Here is a 23,402-nt window from a genome sequence, read left to right as displayed (position 1 = left end):
GGGATAATTTGGCATTGACTACTTGGCACGCTGTTGAGTTCTCAAGGAACGGACGCACACCCACCACCAGTCCCTCGACCGGCCCCGGGGGCAACCCTTCAAACTTACCCGACTTGGTCTGCCTGGTCAAAGCCGCTGTGCGACTCGACCCGATCGGCCTCTCCGGGCCCCACGACCCTCGTCCGTGCCGGCGCGCTCCTCAGGAGCCGCGCCAACGGCCTCAGGTGGTGGGAGCCAGCCCCGGACCGGCCACCTCGCGGTGTCCGTTGCTCCCTGTCGGGCTGACGAGGTGGAACATTACGGAGCCTCGGTGGGTGGGGTCAAATCCGCTGCGCGTGGCCCCCGCCACAGCCGACTCGCCGTCGCCGGGCGCCGTTCCTGGGCGCGTCCCAGACGCGCGTCCGGGGCACTCGGAGGTCACGGCACCACCTCCGCCGCCGCGAGGTTGCGACGGCCCCGACGCAGCACCACCCAGCGTCCGTGCAGGAGGTCCGCACGGTCGAGGACCGCCTCCTGGTCGACCACCTTGGTGTTGTTGACGTACGCCCCGCCCTCGGCGATGGTCCGCCGAGCCGCGTTCCGTCCGGTCGCCAGGCCCGTCGCCACGAGCAGGTCCACCACGCCCAGCGCGTCGGCCGGCACCGTCGCCCGGGGCACCTCCTCGAGCGCGTGCCCGAGGGTCCGCGGGTCCAGCTCGCGCAGCTCCCCCCGGCCGAACAGGGCCGCGCTGGCGTCCTCGACGTGCCGGGCTGCCTGCTCGCCGTGCACCAGCGACGTCAGGTCGCGGGCCAGCGCCCGTTGCGCCTCCCTGGCGAACGGGCGCTCACGCGTCGCCTCGTCGAGCTCGGCGACCTCCTCGCGGGAGCGCCACGTGAGCATCCGCAGCATCGACCCCACGACGGCGTCCTCGACGTTGAGCAGGTACTGGAAGAACGCGTAGGGGGACGTCAGGTCGGGGTCCAGCCACAGGGCGCCGCCCTCGGTCTTGCCGAACTTGGTCCCGTCCGCCTTGAGCAGCAGCGGCGTCGACAGGCAGTGCGCCGTCGCCTGCTCGACCCGGTGGATGAGGTCTACCCCGGCGGTGAGGTTGCCCCACTGGTCGCTGCCCCCGGTCTGCAGCGTGCACCCGTACCGGCGGTGCAGCTCGAGGAAGTCCATCCCCTGCAGCAGCTGGTAGCTGAACTCGGTGTAGCTGATTCCCTCCTGGGACTCGAGCCGACGGGCCACCGACTCCTTGGTCAGCATCTTGTTCACCCGGAAGTGCTTGCCGACGTCGCGCAGGAAGTCGATGGCCGACAGGCCGGCCGTCCAGTCGAGGTTGTTGACCACCCGTGCGCGGAACGAGCCCTCGAAGTCGAGGAACGGCTCGATCTGCGCCCGGATCCGCTCGACCCAGTCCGCGACCGTGTCCGCCGAGTTGAGCGTGCGCTCGGCCGTCGGTCGCGGGTCGCCGATGAGCCCCGTCGCGCCGCCCACGAGGGCCAGCGGGTGGTTGCCCGCCTCCTGGAGCCGGCGCACCGTCAGCACCTGCACCAGGTGGCCCACGTGAAGGCTCGGGGCGGTCGGGTCGAAACCGCAGTAGTACGTGACCGGCCCCGCCGAGAACGCCTCCCGCAGCGCCGTCTCGTCGGTGGACTGCGCCACCAGACCGCGCCACCGCAGCTCGTCGAGGATGTGCGTCACGTCGTGCCCTCCGCTCGTCCGCCCCGGTGCCCGGGGCCCGTCCTGCGCTCACCTGCGCGGACCCAGCCTGCCCGATCGCGCTCAACCGGGGCGACGCGCCCGACGCCTGGCGGTGCCCGGCCGGTAGGCCGACACGGTCGGTTCACCGTCCAGCCAGAAGCGCCACGGGTGCGCGCCGGCGTCGCCACCCGGACCGTTGACGCCGACCCGCGGGCCGCTGCGCACGGCTGACGGCGGCACCGCAGCACTCTTCACCAACCGCACCGGCCCCCCGCCACAGGCGTCCGTGCCGTCGTGCTCGCGCCCCAGCCCGAGGGCCTGCGCCAGCCGGGCGGGGCCGCGGGCCAGGTCCCGGTCCGTGCGCGCGGCCGGGCGTCGCGAGCGGGCGAGCTCGTGCCCCGCCACCACCTCGCCCGCCCGCAGCAGGACCGCGGACGCCGTCCCGTCCGGCCCGCAGACCACATTGGCGCACCAGTGCATCCCGTAGGAGAAGTAGACGTACAGGTGCCCGGCCGGTCCGAACATGACCGCGGTCCGCGGGGTGCGGCCGCGGTAGGCGTGCGAGCCGGGGTCGTCCCGCCCCTCGTAGGCCTCGACCTCCGTCAGCCGGACGGCGACGAGCCCCTCCGGCGAGTCCGCCTCGACGACAGCGCCGAGCAGGGCGGGTGCCACCTCGAGCGCTCGCGCCTGCAGCACCCGCCGGTCGAGCACGTCCCGACCCGGCACCGCCGCACCGGCCCCCGTCACGGTCGCGTGCTCAGCGCGGCACCGGGGCGTCGGCCACCCAGACCCGGGCGGCGCCCACCGCGTCGCGGGCGGCGGACAGCTGCTCCGCCACCCGGACCGGGGCGGTGCCGCCGACCGACGAGCGCGACGCCAGGGACCCCTCGACCGACAGCACCTCGCGGACGCCGGGCGTCAGGGCCGGCGAGACGGCGGCGAGGTCCGCGTCGGTCAGGTCCCACAGCTCGGTCCCGCGCTCCTCGCACACCCGCACGCAGGCCCCCGCCACCTCGTGCGCCTCCCGGAACGGCACGCCCTGGCGGACCAGCCACTCCGCGACGTCGGTGGCCAGCGCGAAGCCCTGCGGGGCGAGGTCGGCCATCCGGTCGGTGCGCAGCCGCATCGTGGCGACCATCCCGGCGACCGCGGGCAGGAGCACCGTCAGGGTGTCCACCGCGTCGAACACCGGCTCCTTGTCCTCCTGCAGGTCCCGGTTGTACGCCAGCGGCAGGCCCTTGAGCGTCGCCAGCAGGCCCGTGAGGTCCCCGACGAGACGCCCCGCCTTGCCGCGGGCGAGCTCGGCGACGTCCGGGTTCTTCTTCTGCGGCATGATGCTCGACCCGGTCGAGAAGGCGTCGTCCAGGACCACGAAGGAGAACTCCTTCGTCGCCCACAGCACGACCTCCTCGGACAGCCGCGACAGGTCGACGCCGACCATGGCGGTCACCCAGGCGAACTCGGCGACGACGTCGCGGGCCGCCGTCCCGTCGATGGAGTTGGCGACCGGCGCGTCGAAGCCCAGGTCCGTGGCCACCGCCGCGGGGTCCAGCCCGAGCGAGGACCCGGCGAGCGCTCCCGAGCCGTACGGGGACACGGCCGCGCGCGCGTCCCAGTCGCGCAGCCTGTCGACGTCGCGCAGCAGCGGCCAGGCGTGCGCCATCAGGTGGTGCGCGACGAGCACGGGCTGGGCGTGCTGCAGGTGCGTGCGCCCGGGCATCGCCGCGCCGGGGTGCGCGGCCGCCTGGTCGAGGAGCGCGTCGACCACGTCGAGCAGCAGGCCGGCGACGACCCGCGCCTGCTCGCGAAGGTACATCCGCACGAGCGTGGCCACCTGGTCGTTGCGCGAGCGACCGGCGCGCAGGCGACCTCCGAGCTCGGGGCCGGCGCGCTCGATCAGCCCCCGCTCCAGGGCGGTGTGGACGTCCTCGTCCGAGGGGTCGGGCGCGAACGCCCCCGCGGCGACGTCGGCGTCCAGTCGGTCGAGGGCGTCGAGCATCGCGGCCAGCTGGTCGTCGTCCAGCAGCCCGGCGGCGTGCAGGACGCGGGCGTGCGCGCGCGAGCCGGCCACGTCGTACCGGGCCAGCCGCCAGTCGAAGTGCGTGCTGCGGCTCAGCTCGGCGAGCGCGTCGGCCGGGCCGCCCGCGAACCGGCCGCCCCACAGGCTGAGCGGGCGGTCGTCCGGTGGGGTGCCGGGCACGGCGGACGGGCTGGTGTCCGGCTCAGGCACCGGCGCCTCCCCCGGACACGCGCAGGTCGCGGGCGGAGGCCATCTTCGACGGCAGGCCCCACAGGTCGACGAAGCCCTTGGCGAGGGACTGGTCGAACTGGTCGCCGGAGTCGTAGGTCGCCATCGCGTAGTCGTACAGGCTGGCGTCGCTGCGCCGCCCCGTGACGACGGCGCGCCCACCGTGCAGCACCAGGCGCACGTCGCCGGTGACGTGCCGCTGGCTGTCGTCGACGAACGCGTCGAGCGCGTGCTTGAGCGGGGAGAACCACAGGCCGTCGTAGACGAGCTCGGTCCAGCGCTGCTCCACCTGGCGCTTGAACCGGGCCAGGTCGCGCTCGACCGTGACGTTCTCGAGCTCCTGGTGGGCGGTGATGAGGGCGATCGCGCCGGGGGCCTCGTAGACCTCGCGGCTCTTGATGCCGACCAGGCGGTCCTCCACGAGGTCCAGCCGGCCCACGCCCTGGGCGCCGGCCCGGCGGTTCAGCTGCTCGATCGCCTGCAGGACGGTGACCTTCTCCCCGTCGATCGCGACCGGGACGCCGGCCTCGAAGGTCAGCACGACCTCGTCGGGGTCCCGGGCGACGGACGGGTCCTGGGTGTAGGAGTAGACGTCCTCGGTCGGCGCGTTCCAGATGTCCTCGAGGAAACCGGTCTCGACCGCGCGGCCCCAGACGTTCTGGTCGATGGAGAACGGGTTCTTCTTCGTCGTCTCGATGGGCAGCCGGTGGTGCTCGGCGAACTCGATGGCCTTGTCCCGCGTGAGCGCGAGGTCGCGGACCGGGGCGATGCACGTCAGGTCGGGGGCCAGCGCCTGGATGCCGACCTCGAACCGCACCTGGTCGTTGCCCTTGCCGGTGCAGCCGTGCGCCACGACGCTCGCGCCGTGCTCGCGGGCGGCGGCGACGAGGTGCTTGACGATGACCGGGCGCGACAGCGCGGAGACCAGCGGGTACCGCTCCATGTAGAGGGCGTTCGTGCGCAGGGCCGGCAGGCAGTACTCGTCGGCGTACTCGTCGCGGGCGTCCGCGACGTAGGCCTCGACGGCGCCGCAGTCCAGGGCGCGCTGGCGGATGACGGAGAGGTCCTCTCCGCCCTGGCCGACGTCGACGGCGACGGCGACCACCTCGGCGCCGGTGCGCTCGGCGATCCAGCCGATGGCGACGGAGGTGTCCAGACCTCCTGAGTAGGCGAGGACGACACGGTCGGTCACGGGGTGCTCCTTCGGTGCTGCGGGTCTCGGGTGGCGGCGGGTGCCGCTCCAGGTCGGGTGGTCGTGGTGGGGTCGGTCACTCGTCCGACCGGGTGGAGGCGAGGGCGAGGAACCGCGCCGCGAGGGCGGCCCCGCCGTCCGGTGAGCGCGACACCACGAGCACGGTGTCGTCGCCGGCGATGGTGCCCAGCGCGTCGGGGAACGTGGAGTGGTCCAGCGCGGAGGCGAGGAACTGGGCGGCCCCCGGCGGGGTCCGCAGGACGACGAGGTTCGCGGACGCCTCGGCGGTGACGAGCAGCTCCTCGCACAGGCGGGCCACCCGGGCGTCGAGCACCTCGCTGGAGACCGCCGCCTGCAGCGAGCGGTCCCCGCCCTGTCCCGGCACCGCGTAGACCAGGCCGAGCTCGGGATCGCGCACCTTGGCGGCACCGAGCTCGACGAGGTCACGCGACAGGGTCGCCTGCGTCACGGCGACACCGTCCGCCGCCAGCAGCGTGGCGAGCTCGGTCTGCGAGCGCACCGCCCGCTGCTCCAGCAGCTCGCGGATGCGGGCGTGCCGCGCCGTCTTCGTCGCCGGGCGCTGGCGCTGGTCGGCGCCGGGCACGCGCGCGTCGGGGGCCGCCGCGCTCACGAGGAGCCCCGGACGGACGGGTCGAGGAGCCAGGTGAGAAGGGCCTTCTGGGCGTGCAGGCGGTTCTCGGCCTCGTCCCAGACGAGGGACGCCGGTCCCTCCAGCACGGAGGCGTCGACCTCCCGCCCCCGGTAGGCCGGCAGGCAGTGCAGGACGACCGCCCCGTCGGCCGCCAGCGCCAGCGCCTGCTCGGAGACGGCGAACGGCGCGAACGGTCCCGAACCGCGTTCGTCGGCCTGCGACTCGTGCCCCATCGAGACCCACGTGTCGGTGGCCAGCACGTCGCTGCCCTCGACCGCCGTGCGCGGGTCGTCGGTGACGGTGACCGACCCGCCGGTCGCGGCCGCGACGCGGCGCGCCGCGTCGAGGACGTCGGGGTGCGGGGCGTAGGCAGCCGGGGACCCGACGCGCACGTGCAGGCCAGCAGTGGCACCACCGAGCAGGTAGCTGTGCGCCATGTTGTTGCCGCCGTCGCCCAGGTACGTCAGCGTCGTCCCCGGCAGCGCGTCGACGCCGCCGCGGTGCTCGGCCAGGGTCTGCAGGTCCGCCAGGACCTGGCACGGGTGGAACAGCTCTGTCAGCGCGTTGACGACGGGCACGGACGACGCGCCGGCCATCGCCTCGATCCGGTCGTGGCCGCTGGTGCGCCACACGATCGCCTCGACCTGGCGGTCCAGCACGCGGGCGGTGTCCTCGATCGGCTCGCCGCGTCCCATCTGGGTGGTCTGCGCGTCGATGACCAGCGGGTGGCCGCCGAGCTCGGCGATCCCGACGAGGAAGGAGATCCGGGTCCGCGTCGACGGCTTGTCGAACAGCACCGCGACCGACCGGGGGCCCTCCAGGGGGCGCAGGCCGAACCGGTCGGCCTTGGCCCGCAGCGCGAGCCGCAGCACGTCCGCCTGCTCCTGGGGGGCGAGGTCGTCGTCCCGCAGGAAGTGCCGCGGGGTCACGACGCGCCCTCCGACCCGTCGGCAGCCGCGTCCAGCAGGCCCGGCAGGGCGTGGGTGAAGGAGTCCGCCTGCTCGTCGGTGAGCACGAGCGGCGGGGCCAGCCGGACGGCGTCCGGGGCGACCGCGTTGACCACGAAACCCGCCTCGAGGCCGGCGGCGACCACCGCGGCCGCGACCGGCCGCTCGAGCTGCAGCGCCAGCAGGAGGCCCTGACCGCGCACGCCGCGCAGCAGCGGGTGGTCGACGCCGGCGAGCTCGCGCGCCCACCGCTCCCCCAGGGTCCGCACCCGCTGCAGCAGGCCGTCCCGCTCGATGACGTGCAGGGTCGCCAGGCCGGCGGCGGCGCTGACCGGGTTGCCGCCGAACGTCGTCCCGTGCTGCCCGGCACCGAGCAGGGAGGCGACGTGCTCGCCGTAGCCGACGACCGCGCCGATCGGCAGGCCGCCGCCCAGGCCCTTGGCGAGGGTCACCACGTCCGGGACCACGCCGTCGCCGCCCCCGATCTCGGGGTGCTGGTGGGCGAGCCAGTGGCCGGTGCGCCCGATCCCGGTCTGCACCTCGTCGAGGACGAGCAGCGCACCGGCGTCCCGGGTGACCCGCCGGGCGTGGGCCAGGTAGCCGGCGGGCAGCGGGCGAACCCCCTGCTCCCCCTGCACGGGCTCCATGAACACGGCCGCGGTCTCCTCGTCGACGGCGTCCGCGAGGGCCTGCTCGTCACCGAACGGGACGTGCACCACCCCGGGCAGCAGCGGCTCGAACGGCTCGCGGTACGCGGCCTTGTGCGTCAGGGCCAGGGCCCCGGTGGTGCGGCCGTGGAACGCGCCCTCGAGGGCGACGACCTTCGAGCGGCCCGTGCGACGGCTGAGCTTGAGGGCCCCTTCGAGCGCCTCCGCGCCGGAGTTGCAGAAGAACACCCGGGACCCCTGCGGGGCCCCGGCCAGGGTCAGCACCCGCTCGGCCAGGGCGACCTGCGGGCCGGTGGCGAAGAAGTTGGAGACGTGCCCCAGGGTGGTGAGCTGGGTGGTCACCGCGGCGACGAGGACCGGGTGGGCGTGCCCGAGGGCGTTGACGGCGATGCCCGCCAGCAGGTCGAGGTAGCGCCGGCCCTCGTCGTCCCAGACCCAGGCGCCCTCGCCGCGGACGAGGACGCGCTGCGGTGTCCCGTACGTCTGCATGAGGACGTCGCCGTAGCGGCGCATCACGTCGTGGGTGCCCGCGGCGCCCGTCACCAGCTCGCTCACGGGACCACCATCGTCCCGGTGCCCTCGCTGGTGAGCATCTCCAGCGCCAGGGCGTGCGGCAGCCGGCCGTCCACGACGGTCGCGCGGTTCACGCCGCCGCGGACGGCGCGCAGGCACGCCTCCATCTTGGGCCGCATCCCCGAGTCGATCCGCGGCATGACGCCCTCCAGCTCGTCGGCGCCGATCTGCTGCACCAGGGACGCCTTGTCCGGCCAGTCGGCGTACAGGCCCTCCACGTCGGTCAGGACGACGAGCTTGACGGCGTCCAGCGCGACGGCGAGCGCGGCGGCCGCGGTGTCGGCGTTGACGTTGAGGACCTGACCGGTCTCGTCCGGGGCGACGGTCGACACGACCGGCACGCGGCCGGCCTGCACGAGGTCCAGGACGGCGGCCGGCGCGACGTGGACGACGTCGCCGACCAGTCCGACGTCGACGGGCTCGCCGTCCACGACGGGCCGGGTCCGCCGCGCGCGGAACAGGCCGGCGTCCTCCCCGGAGAGCCCGACGGCGTGCGGGCCGTGCTCGTTGATCAGGCCGACGAGCTCGCGACCGACCTGGCCGACGAGGACCATCCGGACGACCTCCACCGACTCCTCGGTGGTCACCCGCAGACCACCGCGGAACTGCGACTCGATCCCGAGGCGGGACAGCATGGACGACACCTGGGGGCCGCCGCCGTGCACGACGACCGGGCGGATCCCCGCGTAGCGCAGCAGGACCATGTCCTCGGCGAAGGCCCGCTTGAGGCTCTCGTCGACCATCGCGTTGCCGCCGTACTTGATGACGACGACCTTGCCGTAGAACTCCTTCAGCCACGGCAGGGCGTCGAGCAGGACGCCGGCCTGGCGCGCCGCGGCCTCCGGGTCGTCCGGGCGCATGACGCGCGTGGTCCCCCAGCGGGTGGGGCCGCTCGTGCTGTCGGTGCTCATCGTCCTCGAGGTCCTCGGGTCGGGTGCGGATGTCGGGGTGGGGTGCCCGCTCGGTCAGGTCGAGTAGGCGCTGTTCTCGTGCACGTAGGCGTGGGTCAGGTCGTTCGTCCACACCGTCGCGGACGCCTCGCCGCTCTTGAGGTCCACCACCACCTCGACGTCGCGCTGGTCCAGGTCCACGTCCGCGGGGTCCTGCGCGGCGCCCCCGGCCCGGCAGACCTGCACGCCGTTGAGGCTGACGTCGAGGTCGGCGGGGTCGAACGTCGCCGACGTCGTGCCGACGGCCGCGAGGATCCGCCCCCAGTTGGGGTCCTTGCCGAACACGGCCGCCTTGAACAGGTTGTTGCGGGCGACCGAGCGGCCGACCTCGACGGCCTCGTCCTCGGTCGCGGCCCCGACGACGCGGATCGCGATGTCGTGGTCGGCACCCTCGGCGTCGCGCACGAGCTGCAGCGCCAGGTCGAGGCAGACCTGCCGGACGGCGTCCGCGAGCTCGGCCTCGTCGGGGGCCACCCCGGACGCGCCGCTGGCCATGAGCAGCACGGTGTCGTTCGTGGACTGGCAGCCGTCGGAGTCGACCCGGTCGAAGGTGACCCGGGTGGCCGCGCGCAGGACCCGGTCGCAGGTCGCGGCGTCGACGTCGGCGTCGGTGGTCAGGACGACGAGCATGGTCGCCAGGGACGGGGCGAGCATGCCGGCGCCCTTGGCCATCCCGGCGACGCTCCAGCCGTGCCTGGCGGCGACCGACTGCTTGGGCACCGTGTCGGTCGTCATGATCGCCCGGGCCGCGTCCTCGCCACCGTCGGCGTCCAGCGCCGGGACGACCGCGCGCACACCGTCCAGCAGGCGCTCGCGGGGCAGCTGGACGCCGATGAGGCCGGTCGAGCACACCACGACGTCGCCGGCACCGACACCGAGCAGCTCGCCGACGAGCTCGGCCGTCTGGTGGGTCGTCTGGAAGCCGTCGGGTCCGGTGTAGCAGTTCGCCCCACCGCTGTTGAGGACGACGGCCCGCACGCGGCCGTCGGCGGAGGCGCGCTCGCTCCACAGCACGGGGTTGGCCTTGCACCGGTTCGACGTGTAGACGGCGGCGGCGCTGTCGCGCGGCCCGTCGTTGACGACCAGTGCGACGTCGGGCGCGCCGCTGGCCTTGAGGCCGGCGGTGACGCCGGCGGCGCGGAAGCCGGCGGGGGCGGTGACGCTCACGGGGCGACTCCCACGATCGGCAGGCCGGCCGTCTCCGGCAGCCCGAGGGCGATGTTGAGGCTCTGGACGGCGGCACCGGCGGTGCCCTTGGTGAGGTTGTCGACGGCGGCGACGGCGACGACCCGCCCGGCCCGCTCGTCGACGGCGACCTGGACGTGCACCGTGTTGGCGCCGAGGGTGTCGGCGGTGCGTGGCCAGCGCCCCTCCGGCAGCAGGTGCACGAAGGGCTCGTCGGCGTAGGCGTCCTGCCAGGCGGTGCGGACGGCGGCGGGGTCGGTGCCCGGGACGAGCCGTGCGGTCGCGGTGGCGAGGATGCCGCGGGACATGGGCGCGAGTGTGGGGGTGAACGAGACCCGGACGGGTCTCCCGGCCGCCGCGGCGAGGTTCTGCTCGATCTCGGGGGTGTGCCGGTGCACGCCGCCGACGCCGTACGGGGTCATGGAGCCCATCACCTCGCTGCCGAGCAGGTGCGGCTTGACCGCCTTGCCCGCACCGGAGGTACCGCTGGCGGCGACCACGACGACGTCCTCGGTCTCGACGAGCCCGGCGTGGACGCCCGGGGCCAGCGCGAGCGTGACCGACGTCGGGTAGCAGCCGGGCACCGCGATGCGGTGCGCCCCGACGAGGAGCTCGCGCTGCTTGCGGCCGTCCGCCAGCACCAGCTCGGGCAGGCCGTAGGGCCAGGAACCGGCGTGCTCGCCGCCGTAGAACTCGGCCCAGGCGTCGGGGTCGGTGAGCCGGTGGTCGGCGGCGACGTCGACGACGAGGACGTCCGGGCCCAGCTCGGCGGCGACGGCGGCCGACGCCCCGTGGGGCAGGGCGAGGAAGACGACGTCGTGCCCGGCGAGGTTCTCGGTCGTGGTCTCGCTGATGACGCGGTCGGCGTAGGGCGTCAGGTGCGGCTGCACCGACCCCATCGTGCTGCCGGCGGAGCTGTGGGCCGTCAGGGCGCCGACCTCGACCTCGGGGTGCGAGGCGAGCAGGCGCAGCAGCTCACCCCCCGCGTAGCCTGACGCTCCTGCCACTGCGACGGAAACCATGTGCATGACCATACAGGCATGGTCGTATCTATGCACATCGGGGCCTCACACGGCCGGGTCGTCGTCCCCCCACGGTCGCAGGCGCAGCGTGCGGGCGTCATCGCCCGCCGGCCCGTCCAGCACCGCGGCGGCCGCGGCCAGGGACGCCGGGTCGTCGGCACCGGCGCGGACGTAGCGGCCAGACCACTCGTCCAGGCCGCCCCGCGCCGCGGCCACGACCAGGTCCACGACCGCCTGCGGGTCCGTCCAGTCCGTGCGGTCGTCGTGGACCCGCATGCCCGCCGTCATCTCGGTGCGGACGACGCCGGGAGCGATCTCCAGGACCCGCAGACCCCGCTCGTGACCGGCGAGGTGCAGCCCGGAGCCGAACCTCAGCAGCGCCGTCTTCGACGCGAAGTACGCGGAGTAGAGCGCGCTGTCGCGCGTCGCCGACCCCGTGCTGAGGTCGACCACGCGCCCCCCGCCCCGCTCGAGCATGCCGGGGACCACCGCGCGGACGAGGTGGAACGACCCGCGCAGGTTGGTTTCCACGACGGCCCACCACTCCTCCGGGTCCGCCTGCCACGGCGGCACCTCCGTGGACTCGATCCGGCCGGCGTTGTTGACGAGCAGGTCGACCGGACCGAGCTCGCGCTCCACCTCGGCGACCGCGGACTCGACCACGGACAGGTCGGTGACGTCGGCGGTCACGGGGTGGGCCCGCCGGCCGCGGTCGACGACCGCACGCGCCACCTCCTCCAGCGCACCGCGGTCGCGGGCGAGCAGCCCGACGTCGAGGCCCGCGTCGGCCAGGCCCAGCGCGAGGTGGCGGCCGATCCCCCGGGAGGCGCCGGTCACCAGGGCCGTGCGCGCCGGCGGCGGGTGGCCGGCGCCGGCCCCGACCGACGTGCCGGTCACGAGCGCTGCACCGCGCCGACGCGGCGCGCGGCCTCCGCGACGGCGGCGTCCCGGACGGCGTTCGCCTCGTCGGCGGTGAGGGTGCGGTCCGGGGCGCGCATGCGCAGGGCGAACGCCAGCGAGCGGCGTCCCTCCCCGACCTGCTCGCCGGTGTACACGTCGAACAACCGCACCGACTCGAGCAGCTCGCCGGCGCCGTCCCGCAGCGCCGCCTCGACGTCCGCCGCGGGGACCCGCGCGTCCACGACGAGCGCGACGTCCTCCTTGGCGACCGGGTAGGTGCGCAGCGGCACCGCCCGGACCGGCTCGCCGGACGCGGCGACCAGCACGTCGAGGTCGACCTCGAAGGCCACCGTGCGCGCCGGCAGGTCCAGTGCGGAGAGGACCTTCGGGTGCAGCTCGCCGGCGTGCCCGACCAGCGTGCCGTCGGCCGTCGCCAGCCGCGCGCACCGGCCGGGGTGCCAGGGGGCGTGCTCGTCCGCGGTGACGAGGACGTCGACGCCCAGCACGGCCGCGACCCGGCGGGCCAGGTCGATCGCGTCGGCGTGGTCCACCACCCGTCCGGGACCCCACCAGCCCGCGGGGTCGCGCTGGCCGGCGAGGAGACCGGCGACCCGCACCGGCTGGTGCGGTACCGCGGACTCGAGCCGGGCCAGCTCGTCGTCGCCCGGGCGCGAGGCGACGCCCGGCAGCGGCGCCGCGCCGGCACCCGGCCGGGGACGGGTCACCGAGCCGATCTCGTACAGCCCCACGTCGGCGGCGCCCCGGCCCAGGTTGCGGCGCAGCGCGTCGACGAGGGTGGACAGCAGGCTGGTGCGCAGCAGCGGCTGCTCGTCGGACAGGGGGTTGACCAGCCGCAGGGCCGTACGCCGCGGGTCGTCGGCCGCCAGCCCCAGCTCGTCGTGGCGGGACGGGGCGACGAACGGGTAGGTGAGCACCTCCACCAGACCGGCCTCGGCCAGGGTGCGCCCCACCGAGCGCCGGACCCGCTGGGCGTGCGTCAGACCACGCCCCGGCGGGGCGACCGGGAGCACCGAGGGGATCTCGCTGTAGCCGGCGAGACGGGCGACCTCCTCGACGAGGTCCGCGGGCTGGACGAGGTCGGGCCGCCAGGACGGCGGGACGACCGTCAGCACCGGGACGTTGCCCCCGGCCGTGCCCTGCGCCCCGGCCGCGAGGTCGCCGGTGACCTCGACCCGGCAGCCGATCTCGCGCAGGAGGTCGACCACCCGGTCGGTGCCGTACTCGGTCCCGACGAGCCGGGACGGCAGGTCGGCGGGCATCCGCAGGGTGGGTTGCGCGGCCGGCTCGCCGACGTCGGTCACCGCGGGGTCGGCGACCCCGCCACCGTGCTCGACGAGCAGGCGGACCGCCAGCTCCGCCGCGGCGGCCTGCAGCCGGCTGTCGACGCCGCGTTCGAAGCGCTTGCTCGCCTCGCTCGGCAGCCGGTGCCGGCGGGCGGTGCGGGCCACCGAGACCGGGTCGAACCAGGCCGACTCGACGAGCACGTCCCGCGTCGATTCGGAGACCTCGGTGGGACCGCCGCCCATCACCCCGGCCATGCCGATGGCGCGCTGCCCGTCCTCGCCGTCGCAGATGAGCAGGTCCTCGGGGTCCAGCGCGCGGTCGACGTCGTCGAGCGTGCGCAACCGCTCGCCCGCACGGGCCCGGCGCACGGTGACCGCTCCGTCGATGGTGGACAGGTCGTAGGCGTGCAGCGGCTGGCCGAGCGCGAGCATCACGTAGTTCGTGACGTCCACGACGAGGGAGATCGGTCGCATCCCGGCCTGCTGCAGCCGCCGGCGCATCCAGAACGGTGACGCCGCCGAGCCGTCCACACCCCTCACGACCCGCGCGACGAACCGCCTGCACCCGGGCACGCCGTGGATCGGGGCCTCGTCGGCCAGGACGACGGGGAAGCCGCCGGGGGTCGCCGCGGGCACCTCGACCGCGGCGGGGTCGCGCAGCACCTCGGCGACAGGTCGACGGGTCGCGTGGGCGTACTCGCGGGCGACCCCGCGGACGCTGAAGCAGTAGCCGCGGTCGGGGGTCACGTTCACCTCGACGCCGCTGCCCTCCCGGCCGGCCAGCCCGAGCAGCTCGATCGCGTCGTCACCGGGCTCGGCCTTCAGGCCCCACTCGGACAGCACGATGATGCCGCCGTGGTCGTCGCCGAGGCCCAGCTCCCTGGCCGAGCAGATCATCCCCTCGGACAGGTGCCCGTAGGTCTTCCGCGCGGAGATCTCGAAGCCGCCGGGCAGCACCGCGCCGGGCAGCACCACGACGACGAGGTCGCCGACCTCGAAGTTGGAGGCGCCGCACACGACCCGCTGGGGGTCCTCCGGCCCGCGACCGACGTCCACGGCGCACCACCGGATCGTCTTGCCGTTCTTCTGCGGCTCGGCGTCGTACGAGAGCACCCGGCCCACGAGCAGCGGGCCGGTGACGTCGGAGCCGATCAGCCCCTCCTCCTCCAGCCCCACGCGCACCAGGTCGGCGGCGACCTGCTCGGCGGTGGCGTCGTCCGGTACGTCGACGTACTCGGCGAGCCAGGACAGCGGGACGCGCATCAGCCCTCCATCGCGAACTGCGTGCTGAACCGGACGTCGCCCTCGACCATGTCGCGCATGTCCGCGACGCCGGAGCGCAGCATGAGGGTGCGCTCCACGCCCATGCCGAACGCGAAGCCGGAGTAGCGGTCGGGGTCCACCCCGCACGCGCGCAGCACGTTCGGGTTGACCATCCCGCAGCCGCCCCACTCGATCCAGCCGGTGCCCTTGCAGGTGCGGCAGGCCGGGTCGACGGCGCCGCGCGGGGTGGCGCAGACGAAGCACCGCAGGTCCATCTCGGCGCTCGGCTCCGTGAACGGGAAGAACGACGGCCGCAGCCGGGTCGTCGTCCCCGGGCCGAAGACCTGGGCGGCGAAGTGGTCGAGGGTGCCCCGCAGGTGGGCCATCGTCAGGCCCTCGTCGACCGCGATCCCCTCGACCTGGTGGAACACCGGGGTGTGGGTCGCGTCGAGCTCGTCGGTGCGGAACGTCTTGCCGGGGCAGACGACGTACAGCGGGACGCCCCGCTCGAGCAGCGAGCGCGCCTGCACCGGCGAGGTGTGGGTGCGCAGGACGAGGCCCGACCCGGGAGGGTCGACGTAGAAGGTGTCCTGCATCTGCCGGGCCGGGTGGTCGGGGCCGAAGTTGAGGGCGTCGAAGTTGAACCACTCCGCCTCCACCTCGGGACCGTCGGCGACCTCCCAGCCCATCCCGACGAACAGGTCCGCCACGAGCTCCTGCAGCGTGGTCAGCGGGTGCCGGGCGCCCAGGGGCGCCCGGTCCGTGGGCAGGGTGACGTCCACCCGCTCCTCGACGAGGACGCGCTCGTCGCGCTCCGCCTCGAGCTCGGCCTGGCGCGACTGCAGCGCCTGCCTCACACGGCCGCGCGCACCGCCGACCCGCTTGCCGGCCTCGGCCTTGGCGGCGGGCGGCAGGGCGCCGATCTCGCGGTTGGCCAGCGCCAGCGGGCTGCGGTCACCGGCGTGCGCGACCCGCGCCGCCTTGAGCGCGTCCAGGTCGCCGGCGGCCGCGATCGCCGCCAGCGCGTCGGCCACGGCCTGCTCGACCTGCTCCGGCTGGACGGCGCTCACCTCGACCGGGTCGTAGTCCTTGTTCGGTGCGGACATGCGGGCTGGCGCTCCGGTGCTCGTCGGTCGGGGGCGGTGACGAGTCTAGGAGGCGGGGGCCGCGGCACCCCAGCGGGTTACCGACCGGCGGACGGCGGGCGGCGGGGGCCGACGTGCTCCGGCACGGCACTGGGCAGCAGCACCCGGAAGCGGGCGCCGCCGCCGGGCGAGCGGCCCACGCTGACCCGCCCGCCGTGCGCCTCGACGAGGCCGCGCACGACGTACAGCCCCAGGCCGGTGCCGCCCCGCCGCGCGCCGCGCCAGAACTTGGTGAAGACGAGTCCGAGGTTCTCCTCGGGGATGCCCTCCCCCTCGTCCTCGACGACCACGCTCACCGCGTCGGCGTGCGCGGCGTCGGGGCCCACCGGCCCGTCGTCGACGCGCGCCGCGGCGACCGTGACGGTGACGTCGCCGTCCCCGTGCCGCACGGCGTTCTCGAGCAGGTTCGCGAGCACCTGGTCCAGCCGGTCGGGGTCGGCCCACAGCTCGGGCAGCGGCGTCCCGGGGGCCACGACGTGGACGCGGCCGGCGGCCACGCCGGAGGCGACGGAGCGGGCGACCTGCCCGCGGACGAGGGCCACCACGTCGACGGGCTGGCGTCGCACCTCGAGCCGCCCGGCGTCGATCCGGGAGATGTCGAGCAGCTCGGCGATGAGCCGGGTGACGCGGTCGGCGTCCGCCTCGACCGTGGTCAGCATCAGCAGCTTCTGCTCGTCGGTGAACCGGTCCCACCGGCGCAGCAGCGTCGAGGTGAAGCCCTTCACGCTGGTCAGCGGCGAGCGCAGCTCGTGCGCCACGGTGGAGATCAGGCCCGCGTGGTCGTGCTCGGCCCGGCGGCGCGACTCGGTGTCGCGCAGCTGCAGGACGACCCGGTCGACGGGCCGCGAGCGCCCGGACCGCACGTACCGGGCCGTGACCAGCACCTCGCGCCCCGGCGGCACGACGAGCAGCCGCTCCCGGTGGCCGGTGCGCGTCGTCAGGCCGTGCCAGGGGTCGGTGACCTCCCACCACCGGCGACCGGTGGTGTCCTGCAGCGGGAGGACCTCACGGACGTCGGCTCCGACCGCCGCACGGGCGGCCACCCCCGTCACGCGCTCCGCCGCGGCGTTCCACACGGTGACGCGCGCCCGGGCGTCGGCGACCACGACCGCGTCCGGCAGCTCGTCGGGGTCCACGACCGGAGCCTAGTGGCGCTCCTGCGCGCCGGACGGGCGGTGCGGGGCGCGCGAGCGGCGCTGCGCGCGGGCCGTGGCGTACAGGCACACGGTGGCGGCGGTGGCCAGGTTCAGGCTCTCTGCCCGGCCGTGCACCGGGACCCGCACCACGTCGTCCGCGAGGGCGCGGTCCGCCTCCGGCAGGCCCCACGCCTCGTTGCCGAGCACCCACGCCACCGGCCCCGTCAACGGTCCGGCCCCTCGCTCGGCGGCGTCCTGCAGGTCGTCGAGGTCGGTGCGTCCGGCACCGTCGGCGGCCAGCACGGCCGTCCCCGTCTCCCGCAGCGCGGCGACCGCCTGGTCCAGCGGGACGCCGGTCACGACGTCGACGTGGAACAGGCTGCCCGCCGTCGCCCGCACGCACTTGGGGTTGTACACGTCGACGCTGGCGTCGGTCAGCACGACGGCGTCCGCTCCCGCGGCGTCCGCGGCGCGCAGCACCGTGCCGGCGTTGCCGGGGTCGCGCACGTGGGCGAGCAGCGCGACGAGCCGCGGCCCGCGCTCGAGCGCCGTGGCGAGCGGGACGTCGACGGGACGGCACACCGCCAGCAGGCCCTGCGGCGTCACGGTGTCGCACATCGCCGCCAGGACGTCGTCGGTGCACCACCGCACGGGGACGTCGGCGGCGCGGGCGGCGTCCACCAGGTCGGGGTGGCGACTGCCCCCTGCGTCGGTGACGTACAGGTCGCGCACCGCGCCCGCGGGCACCGCCTCGCGGACCGCCTGCGGACCCTCGGCCAGGAACAGGCCCTGGCGGGAGCGACCCGCGCGGCCGGTGAGCCGCCGCACGGAGCGGACGCGGTCGCTGCGCGGGTTGACCAGCTCCGGCTCACCGGGCACGCGGGCGCTCGGTCCGGAGGCGCTCGGTCCGGAGCTGCTCGGTCCGGAGGTGCTCGGTTGGCAGGCGCTGGGCACGGCCCAAGGGTGGCAGACCCGCGGGACGGCGACGCCCCCGCGTCCGGGTGGACGCGGGGGCGGGAGCCGTCGGCTCAGGCGGCGGAGGTGCCGGACGCCGGCAGGGCCTCCTTGGCCGTCTTGACGAGCGAGGCGAAGGCGGCGGAGTCGTTCACCGCGAGCTCGGCCAGCATGCGCCGGTCGACCTCGATGCCGGCCAGGCGCAGGCCCTGGATGAAGCGGTTGTACGTCATGCCCTCGGCGCGAGCCGCCGCGTTGATCCGCTGGATCCACAGGCGACGGAAGTCGCCCTTGCGGGCGCGGCGGTCGCGGTAGGCGTAGACGAGCGAGTGGGTGACCTGCTCCTTGGCCTTGCGGTACAGCCGCGAGCGCTGGCCGCGGTAGCCGCTGGCGCGCTCCAGGGTCTCCCGGCGCTTCTTCTGGGCGTTGACGGCCCTCTTCACGCGTGCCACGTGACTAACTCCTTGCTGGGTTCGGTTCGTCGGGGGGACCCGCCGGCGACGGTCCGGCCGGCAGGTCGGTCGGCTGGGTCAGCCGGGGTGGTCAGCTCACTTGCCGAGGAGCTTCTTGATGCGCGGGACGTCGGCCGCCGCGACCTGCTTGTCGGCGGCGATGCGCCGGGTGCGGGTGGAGGGCTTGCCCTCCAGCAGGTGACGGCCGTTGGCCTGCTCGCGCATGACCTTGCCGGAGCCGGTGACCCGGAACCGCTTCTTGGTGCCGCTGTGCGTCTTCTGCTTCGGCATGGCTGCCGTTCTCCTGTCGTTCGTCGGGTGGTGCTGGTGGTGCGTGCGGGGGCGGTGGGCGGACGCGGTCGTCCTGGCGCCTCCCCCGCGGGGTGGCGCCGAGCGCGGGGCCGTCAGGCGTTCTCGGGCGCCTCGGTGGTCTGGTCGGCCTCGGTGGCCTCGGCCTGGCCGCCGGAGCGGTCGCGACGCTGGCGCGGGGCCCCGCCCCGGGCGCGCTGCTCGGCCTTGGCCTCGGCCTTCTTCTTGTTCGGGCCGATCACCATGACCATGTTGCGGCCGTCCTGCAGCGGGGCGCTCTCGACGTAGCCGAGCTCGCCGAGGTCCGCCGCGATCCGCTGGAGCAGCCGGTAGCCCATCTCCGGCCGGGACTGCTCGCGACCGCGGAACATGATCATGACCTTGACCTTGTCGCCGGCCGAGAGGAACTTCTCGGCCTGGCCCTTCTTGGTCGCGTAGTCGTGCGGGTCGATCTTCAGCCGGAGCCGGATGGTCTTCAGGACCGTGTTGGCCTGGTTCTTGCGGGCCTCACGGGCCTTCATGTCGGCCTCGTACTTGAACTTGCCGAAGTCCATGAGCTTGCAGACCGGGGGCTTGGCCTGCGGCGCCACCTCGACGAGGTCGAGGTCGGCCTCCTGGGCCAGCCGGAGTGCGTCCTCGACGCGGACGATCCCGACCTGCTCGCCGTTCGGGCCGACCAGACGAACCTCGGGGACTCGGATCCGGTCGTTGATGCGCGGCTCGCTGATGTGCTGCTCCCTCGTAGACGTCGGTGCGACCGCCGGTCCACGGGAAAGGCCCCCGCGGGCGTTCGCTCGGCGGGGGCCTGCCTACCTGTCCGTTCGCCTCGGTGGCCCACGTCGTCCGACGGGGGCCGCCACGGCACCCGGGCGGGGTGCACCCGGGCTGGACCAGGACCCGGCGACCGGTGGGAACCCGGGGGTTCGCTTCGGCCGCTGCGGGTGGGAGGGATCTCCGCTTCGCGCACCTGGCCGGCTCCGCCCGTCGGGACGGGCGGTGTCAGCACAGGTCGGTCTGCGTGACAGGCTACCAGCATGGTCACCAACGAGCAGAATCCCGACGCGGCCGACACCGCCGACGGTGCCGCCGACGCCGTCGGCGCCGCCGCCGACGACGGTGCCCGGCAGGCCGAGCGGGACATCGCCGACGTCGCGGCCGTCGAGGTCGTCACCACGGCCGCGGTCCACCTGATGAGCGCGGCGGCCGTCAAGTGCGGCCTCGCGCAGGACGCCGAGGAGCGCGGGCACCTCGACCTCGCGGAGGCGAGGATCCTCATCACCGCGCTCGCCGGTCTGGTGACCTCGGCCGCCCCGGAGGTGGGCAACCAGCACGCCCGTGCGCTGCGCGACGGCCTGCGCACCCTGCAGCTGGCGTTCCGGGAGGCCTCCGCGGTCCCCGACCCGCCCGGGCAGGGACCCGGCGAGCGGCTGACCGGCCCCGTCTCCTGACTCGGGCTCAGGCCGTCTCCTGACCCGGGCTCAGGCTGGCGAGGCCCCGCCCACGACGGCCGCCCCGGCCCGGCGGGCGCGCTGCACCGACAGGCCGGTGGCCGCCACCCCCAGCCCGACGACCCCCACGACGGCGAACGCCGCCCAGGGGGCGACACCGTCGATCGCGGCACCGGCGACGGGGGCGCCGAGCGCGCTGCCGACCGTCATGGCCGAGCCGTGCCAGCCCATCGCCGTCCCCCGCGACTCCTCCGGCACCAGCCGCGCCACCGCCTCCGCCGTGGACGAGATCACCGGTGCGACGAGGGCGCCGGCGGGCAGGATCGCCAGGGCCAGCAGCCACGGCGAGGTGGCCAGCCCCACGGGCACGGTCAGGACGGCCAGGCCCAGCAGCAGCCACAGCGGGTGCACGGCGCGCCGCGCCTGGCCGTACACCAGCCCACCGACGATGGAGCCGACGCCCCACGCGGCGAACACCAGCCCCAGCAGCTGCGGTGAGCCGGCGTCGTCCAGGACGGCGACGACTCCGACGTCCGTGCCCGCGAGGACGAGCGTCCCTCCCCCGGCCGCGGCCAGGACGGCCAGCACCGACGGCGACCGCGACCACCGCGTGCGCCTCGCGGAGCCGTCGAGCTCCGCCGCGGCGCTGGCCGCCGCCGGGACCTCCCCGACACCGCGCGGCCCTGCCGCCGCGGCCTGCTCGAGAGCGGCCCGCTCGGCGTCCGCTCCGGCGGCCGGGCCCAGGACGGCGCTCGCCTCGGCGGCGTCCACCGACGGCCCGACGCGGCGGCCGGCGAGCTGCTCGCTGCGCGTGGGCGGGTTGAACCAGGCCAGCCCGAGCCCGGCGGCGACGGTGGTGCCGCCGACGAGCAGGAGCGCCGCGGTGGTGGACCACTGGGTGGCGACCACGACCCCGGCCGCCGGGCCCGCCATGAAGGACAGCTCGACCCCCATGCTGTCGACCGCGTAGGCGCTGCGACGCTGCTCCAGCGGCACGAGGATGCTCAGCGACTGCCGGATCACCGTGAAGATCGGCAGCCCCATCACGCCGCCGACCAGGCCGACGACGAGCAGCGCGTGGTAGGGCACGAAGGGCGCGGCGGACCACACCAGCGCCTCGACGACGATCGACGGCGCCAGCGCCCGTCGCAGGCCGTACCGGTCCACGACGCGCCCGCGCCACGGCGCCCCCACGGCCATCCCGACCGTCACGGCGGTGGCGACGAGGCCGGCCTCCGTCCAGCTGCGCTCCAGCCCGTACACGACGTGCAGGGTGAGCACCACGCCCGCGGTGGTGTGGGGCAGGCGGGCGAGGATCCCGACGAGCAGCAGGTTGCGGACCGAGGGCACGCCGAGCAGGCGGCGGTAGGGGGCGAGGGACATGGGATGAATGCTCCCACCCCGGTGCGGGTGGTCCAAACCGGTTTCCCCGGTCGGCGGACGGTCAGGCGGTCGGTCAGGTGGGACGAGGCACCGCGCGCGGTCGGAGCTCGAGGGAGTCGACGCGCTCGGCGACCACTCCGTCGGCGGCCAGCCGGCGGGTCACCTCCGCCGTGAGCGCGTCGAGCGCCGACCGCCCCAGCCCGGCCGGCAGGTCGAGGACGACGCGCAGCTCCGTGCGTCCGCCCGGCTCGCACCGGCAGCCGAGCAGCCCGGGGACGCCGGCCAGCGCGGCCGCGACCGCACCGTGCACGGCGGGGTCCTGCGGCGACGGGGTCCACGGGCGCGCCTGGGCCACCGCCCACACCGCCGGTCGCGGCAGGACCGCCGTCACCGGGCCCGCGGGGTCCAGCACGAGCAGCGAGCAGCCCTCGTCGACGGCCGACAGCGCCGCCCTGCGGGCCCCCACCGGAACCGGTCGCGCGGCGGCGTCCCAGGAGGCGAGCGAGGTCGTGGACGTGAACACGGGCAGCGCCCGCCGCCCGTCCGGGGAGGTGAGGGTGACCAGGGCCATGTCGGCGCTCTTGTCTGACGTCAGGGACCTGCCGTCCGGACCGGTCGCCGCGGCCTCCTCGCCCTCCCCCAGGACTGCCACCACGGGCACGAGCACCCGCACGTCCGCGAGCGCCGACGCGACCTCCTGCGGTCCGGCCTCCCCGGCCGCGTACCGACGCAGCACGGCCGCGAGAGCGGGGTCGGCGGTCCCGTCGTCGCCCTCGAACCCCGTCGGGGTCAGCGTGCGGCCGGCCCACGGCACCCCGGCGGAGTCGGTGGGGCCGCCGGGGCCCGGGTGGTCGGCGGGGCCGCTCACGGACGGCCCGCGACGTCCAGGGCCTCGGGGAGTGTGAACGCCTGGGCGTACAGGGCCTTGCCGACGATGGCGCCCTCCACGCCCAGCGGCACCAGCTCCCGCAGCGTCCTCAGGTCCTCCAGGCTCGACACCCCGCCGGAGGCCACCACGGGACGGTCGGTGCGGGCGCACACCTCGCGCAGCAGCTCGACGTTCGGGCCGCGCAGGGTGCCGTCCTTGGTGACGTCGGTGAGCACGTAGCGGGCGCAGCCGTCGGCATCGAGCCGGTCGAGGGTCTCCCACAGGTCGCCGCCCTCGGAGGTCCAGCCGCGCGCGGCCAGCGTCGTGCCGCGCACGTCCAGGCCGACGGCCACCGCGTCACCGTGCTCGGCGATCACCCGGGCCGTCCAGGCGGGGTCCTCCAGCGCGGCCGTACCGAGGTTGACGCGCCGGCAGCCGGTGGCCAGCGCGCGGCGCAGCGACTCGTCGTCCCGGATGCCCCCGGACAGCTCGACGGCCACGTCGAGCCGGCCCACGACCTCCGCCAGCAGGTCGGCGTTCGACCCGCGGCCGAAGGCGGCGTCCAGGTCGACGAGGTGGATCCACTCGGCGCCGGCGTCCTGCCACGCGGTCGCGGCCGCCAGCGGGTCGCCGTAGCCGGTCTCGGTCCCGGCCTCGCCCTGGACGAGCCGCACGGCCTGGCCGTCGGCGACGTCGACGGCCGGCAGCAGCTCGAGCCGCGGTGCGGGGGTGGGGGCGTCGGTCACGTGGGGCTCCTCCGGTCGAACAGGACGGTGACGAGCACCGGCCAGGCCATCAGGGTCAGGACGGCGGCGCTGATCCGCACCGTCCACGAGTCGCTGAGCAGCCACAGGACGCTGTGCAGGGCCACCAGAGCGGCCAGCAGGGTGCCGTCCTGGCGGCGGCGCCGGCGCCGCAGCGGCGAGTCGGGGCGGGGCCGCCGGGCGGGCCGCCGACGCCGACGCCGCCCGTCGCCGTGACCGTCGGGACGCAGCCGCGCGGGAACCAGGGCGGTCACGCGACCGCGGCGGACCGCGGCCCGCTCACGCCGCGCCCGCTCGGCCTCGGCGGCGGCCTCGCGCTCGGCGCGGCGACGCGCCCGCTCCTTGCTCATCGCGTG

At 75.5% G+C, this 23,402-nt stretch carries 23 protein-coding genes; 1 reads left to right on the top strand and 22 read right to left on the bottom strand.

Annotated elements, in window-relative coordinates; translation table 11 throughout:
• Positions 1 to 417 precede the first annotated feature (417 nt).
• The 18 genes from tyrS to infC form a co-directional block, all read right to left on the bottom strand.
• The gene (tyrS, locus tag ACYVQV_RS08190) at positions 418 to 1,683 is read right to left on the bottom strand and encodes a tyrosine--tRNA ligase (RefSeq protein ID WP_461022782.1); all 1,266 of its coding nucleotides are present in this window, start codon (positions 1,681 to 1,683) and stop codon (positions 418 to 420) included.
• 81 nt (positions 1,684 to 1,764) lie between these two features.
• The gene (locus ACYVQV_RS08185) at positions 1,765 to 2,430 is read right to left on the bottom strand and encodes a DNA-3-methyladenine glycosylase (protein ID WP_461022781.1); all 666 of its coding nucleotides are present in this window, start codon (positions 2,428 to 2,430) and stop codon (positions 1,765 to 1,767) included.
• 10 nt (positions 2,431 to 2,440) lie between these two features.
• Positions 2,441 to 3,883 carry an argininosuccinate lyase gene (gene argH, locus ACYVQV_RS08180; RefSeq protein WP_461022791.1) on the bottom strand — a complete coding sequence of 481 codons (1,443 nt, stop codon included), beginning with the start codon at positions 3,881 to 3,883 and terminating at the stop codon, positions 2,441 to 2,443.
• Positions 3,884 to 3,905: 22 nt separating this feature from the next.
• Positions 3,906 to 5,123: an argininosuccinate synthase gene (locus tag ACYVQV_RS08175; RefSeq protein WP_461022780.1), complete on the bottom strand. Its 1,218-nt coding sequence runs from the start codon at positions 5,121 to 5,123 to the stop codon at positions 3,906 to 3,908.
• 76 nt (positions 5,124 to 5,199) lie between these two features.
• A complete protein-coding gene (locus tag ACYVQV_RS08170; RefSeq protein ID WP_461022779.1) occupies positions 5,200 to 5,754 on the bottom strand; it encodes an arginine repressor in 555 nt (184 codons plus the stop codon).
• Positions 5,751 to 6,704 (bottom strand): ornithine carbamoyltransferase, encoded by a 954-nt coding sequence (argF, locus tag ACYVQV_RS08165; RefSeq protein ID WP_461022778.1) that lies wholly within the window; start codon positions 6,702 to 6,704, stop codon positions 5,751 to 5,753. The genes ACYVQV_RS08170 and argF overlap by 4 nt, the downstream gene beginning before the upstream one ends.
• Positions 6,701 to 7,903, bottom strand: a complete 1,203-nt coding sequence (locus ACYVQV_RS08160) for an acetylornithine transaminase (protein WP_461022790.1) — start codon at positions 7,901 to 7,903, stop codon at positions 6,701 to 6,703. Before ACYVQV_RS08160 ends, argF begins: the two co-directional genes overlap by 4 nt.
• A gap of 38 nt (positions 7,904 to 7,941) precedes the next feature.
• Positions 7,942 to 8,823, bottom strand: a complete 882-nt coding sequence (gene argB, locus ACYVQV_RS08155) for an acetylglutamate kinase (protein ID WP_461022789.1) — start codon at positions 8,821 to 8,823, stop codon at positions 7,942 to 7,944.
• 105 nt (positions 8,824 to 8,928) lie between these two features.
• Entirely contained in the window at positions 8,929 to 10,080 is a 1,152-nt protein-coding gene (gene argJ / locus ACYVQV_RS08150) for a bifunctional glutamate N-acetyltransferase/amino-acid acetyltransferase ArgJ (RefSeq protein WP_461022777.1), read from the bottom strand.
• Complete coding sequence (argC, locus tag ACYVQV_RS08145) at positions 10,077 to 11,120, bottom strand: N-acetyl-gamma-glutamyl-phosphate reductase (RefSeq protein WP_461022776.1); 1,044 nt, start codon at positions 11,118 to 11,120, stop codon at positions 10,077 to 10,079. Before argC ends, argJ begins: the two co-directional genes overlap by 4 nt.
• A 45-nt stretch (positions 11,121 to 11,165) precedes the next feature.
• Positions 11,166 to 12,017 carry an SDR family NAD(P)-dependent oxidoreductase gene (locus ACYVQV_RS08140; RefSeq protein WP_461022775.1) on the bottom strand — a complete coding sequence of 284 codons (852 nt, stop codon included), beginning with the start codon at positions 12,015 to 12,017 and terminating at the stop codon, positions 11,166 to 11,168.
• Positions 12,014 to 14,587: a phenylalanine--tRNA ligase subunit beta gene (gene pheT / locus ACYVQV_RS08135; protein WP_461022774.1), complete on the bottom strand. Its 2,574-nt coding sequence runs from the start codon at positions 14,585 to 14,587 to the stop codon at positions 12,014 to 12,016. The genes ACYVQV_RS08140 and pheT overlap by 4 nt, the downstream gene beginning before the upstream one ends.
• Positions 14,587 to 15,693, bottom strand: a complete 1,107-nt coding sequence (pheS, locus tag ACYVQV_RS08130; RefSeq protein WP_461022773.1) for a phenylalanine--tRNA ligase subunit alpha — start codon at positions 15,691 to 15,693, stop codon at positions 14,587 to 14,589. The genes pheT and pheS overlap by 1 nt, the downstream gene beginning before the upstream one ends.
• 77 nt (positions 15,694 to 15,770) lie before the next feature.
• Complete coding sequence (locus ACYVQV_RS08125; RefSeq protein ID WP_461022772.1) at positions 15,771 to 16,868, bottom strand: sensor histidine kinase; 1,098 nt, start codon at positions 16,866 to 16,868, stop codon at positions 15,771 to 15,773.
• A 9-nt stretch (positions 16,869 to 16,877) separates the two neighbouring features.
• Positions 16,878 to 17,747, bottom strand: coding sequence for a TrmH family RNA methyltransferase (locus ACYVQV_RS08120; RefSeq protein ID WP_461022771.1), 870 nt, complete (start codon positions 17,745 to 17,747; stop codon positions 16,878 to 16,880).
• A 149-nt stretch (positions 17,748 to 17,896) separates the two neighbouring features.
• Positions 17,897 to 18,274, bottom strand: coding sequence for a 50S ribosomal protein L20 (gene rplT, locus ACYVQV_RS08115; RefSeq protein WP_461022770.1), 378 nt, complete (start codon positions 18,272 to 18,274; stop codon positions 17,897 to 17,899).
• 96 nt (positions 18,275 to 18,370) lie between these two features.
• Positions 18,371 to 18,565 carry a 50S ribosomal protein L35 gene (gene rpmI, locus ACYVQV_RS08110; protein WP_461022769.1) on the bottom strand — a complete coding sequence of 65 codons (195 nt, stop codon included), beginning with the start codon at positions 18,563 to 18,565 and terminating at the stop codon, positions 18,371 to 18,373.
• Between the two features lie 113 nt (positions 18,566 to 18,678).
• Positions 18,679 to 19,311, bottom strand: coding sequence for a translation initiation factor IF-3 (gene infC / locus ACYVQV_RS08105; protein WP_461022788.1), 633 nt, complete (start codon positions 19,309 to 19,311; stop codon positions 18,679 to 18,681).
• A gap of 306 nt (positions 19,312 to 19,617) precedes the next feature.
• Between infC and ACYVQV_RS08100 the strand changes: the two genes are divergently transcribed.
• Positions 19,618 to 20,031, top strand: a complete 414-nt coding sequence (locus tag ACYVQV_RS08100) for a DUF1844 domain-containing protein (RefSeq protein ID WP_461022768.1) — start codon at positions 19,618 to 19,620, stop codon at positions 20,029 to 20,031.
• 30 nt (positions 20,032 to 20,061) lie between these two features.
• Here the strand turns inward: ACYVQV_RS08100 and ACYVQV_RS08095 are convergent, their stop codons facing one another.
• The 4 genes from ACYVQV_RS08095 to ACYVQV_RS08080 all read right to left on the bottom strand — a co-directional run bounded on the left by ACYVQV_RS08095 (position 20,062) and on the right by ACYVQV_RS08080 (position 23,396).
• Positions 20,062 to 21,414 carry an MFS transporter gene (locus tag ACYVQV_RS08095; protein WP_461022767.1) on the bottom strand — a complete coding sequence of 451 codons (1,353 nt, stop codon included), beginning with the start codon at positions 21,412 to 21,414 and terminating at the stop codon, positions 20,062 to 20,064.
• A 73-nt stretch (positions 21,415 to 21,487) separates the two neighbouring features.
• The gene (locus ACYVQV_RS08090; RefSeq protein ID WP_461022766.1) at positions 21,488 to 22,282 is read right to left on the bottom strand and encodes an SseB family protein; all 795 of its coding nucleotides are present in this window, start codon (positions 22,280 to 22,282) and stop codon (positions 21,488 to 21,490) included.
• Positions 22,279 to 23,028, bottom strand: a complete 750-nt coding sequence (priA, locus tag ACYVQV_RS08085) for a bifunctional 1-(5-phosphoribosyl)-5-((5-phosphoribosylamino)methylideneamino)imidazole-4-carboxamide isomerase/phosphoribosylanthranilate isomerase PriA (protein ID WP_461022765.1) — start codon at positions 23,026 to 23,028, stop codon at positions 22,279 to 22,281. Before priA ends, ACYVQV_RS08090 begins: the two co-directional genes overlap by 4 nt.
• Positions 23,025 to 23,396: a hypothetical protein gene (locus ACYVQV_RS08080; protein ID WP_461022764.1), complete on the bottom strand. Its 372-nt coding sequence runs from the start codon at positions 23,394 to 23,396 to the stop codon at positions 23,025 to 23,027. Before ACYVQV_RS08080 ends, priA begins: the two co-directional genes overlap by 4 nt.
• Positions 23,397 to 23,402 lie beyond the last annotated feature (6 nt).

The sequence above is a fragment of the Thalassiella azotivora genome (assembly GCF_054781695.1).
This window is presented reverse-complemented; position numbering and strand designations above follow the sequence as displayed.

Bases quoted from the DNA above. Each gene is read 5' to 3' on its own strand.
- ACYVQV_RS08160 (WP_461022790.1), bottom strand. From the start codon at position 7,903: ATGCGCCGCTACGGCGACGTCCTCATGCAGACGTACGGGACACCGCAG.
- argB (WP_461022789.1), bottom strand. From the start codon at position 8,823: ATGCGCCCGGACGACCCGGAGGCCGCGGCGCGCCAGGCCGGCGTCCTG.
- argC (WP_461022776.1), bottom strand. From the start codon at position 11,120: ATGGTTTCCGTCGCAGTGGCAGGAGCGTCAGGCTACGCGGGGGGTGAG.
- pheT (WP_461022774.1), bottom strand. From the start codon at position 14,587: ATGCGCGTCCCGCTGTCCTGGCTCGCCGAGTACGTCGACGTACCGGAC.
- pheS (WP_461022773.1), bottom strand. From the start codon at position 15,693: ATGTCCGCACCGAACAAGGACTACGACCCGGTCGAGGTGAGCGCCGTC.
- rpmI (WP_461022769.1), bottom strand. From the start codon at position 18,565: ATGCCGAAGCAGAAGACGCACAGCGGCACCAAGAAGCGGTTCCGGGTC.
- ACYVQV_RS08100 (WP_461022768.1), top strand. From the start codon at position 19,618: ATGGTCACCAACGAGCAGAATCCCGACGCGGCCGACACCGCCGACGGT.
- ACYVQV_RS08095 (WP_461022767.1), bottom strand. From the start codon at position 21,414: ATGTCCCTCGCCCCCTACCGCCGCCTGCTCGGCGTGCCCTCGGTCCGC.
- ACYVQV_RS08080 (WP_461022764.1), bottom strand. From the start codon at position 23,396: ATGAGCAAGGAGCGGGCGCGTCGCCGCGCCGAGCGCGAGGCCGCCGCC.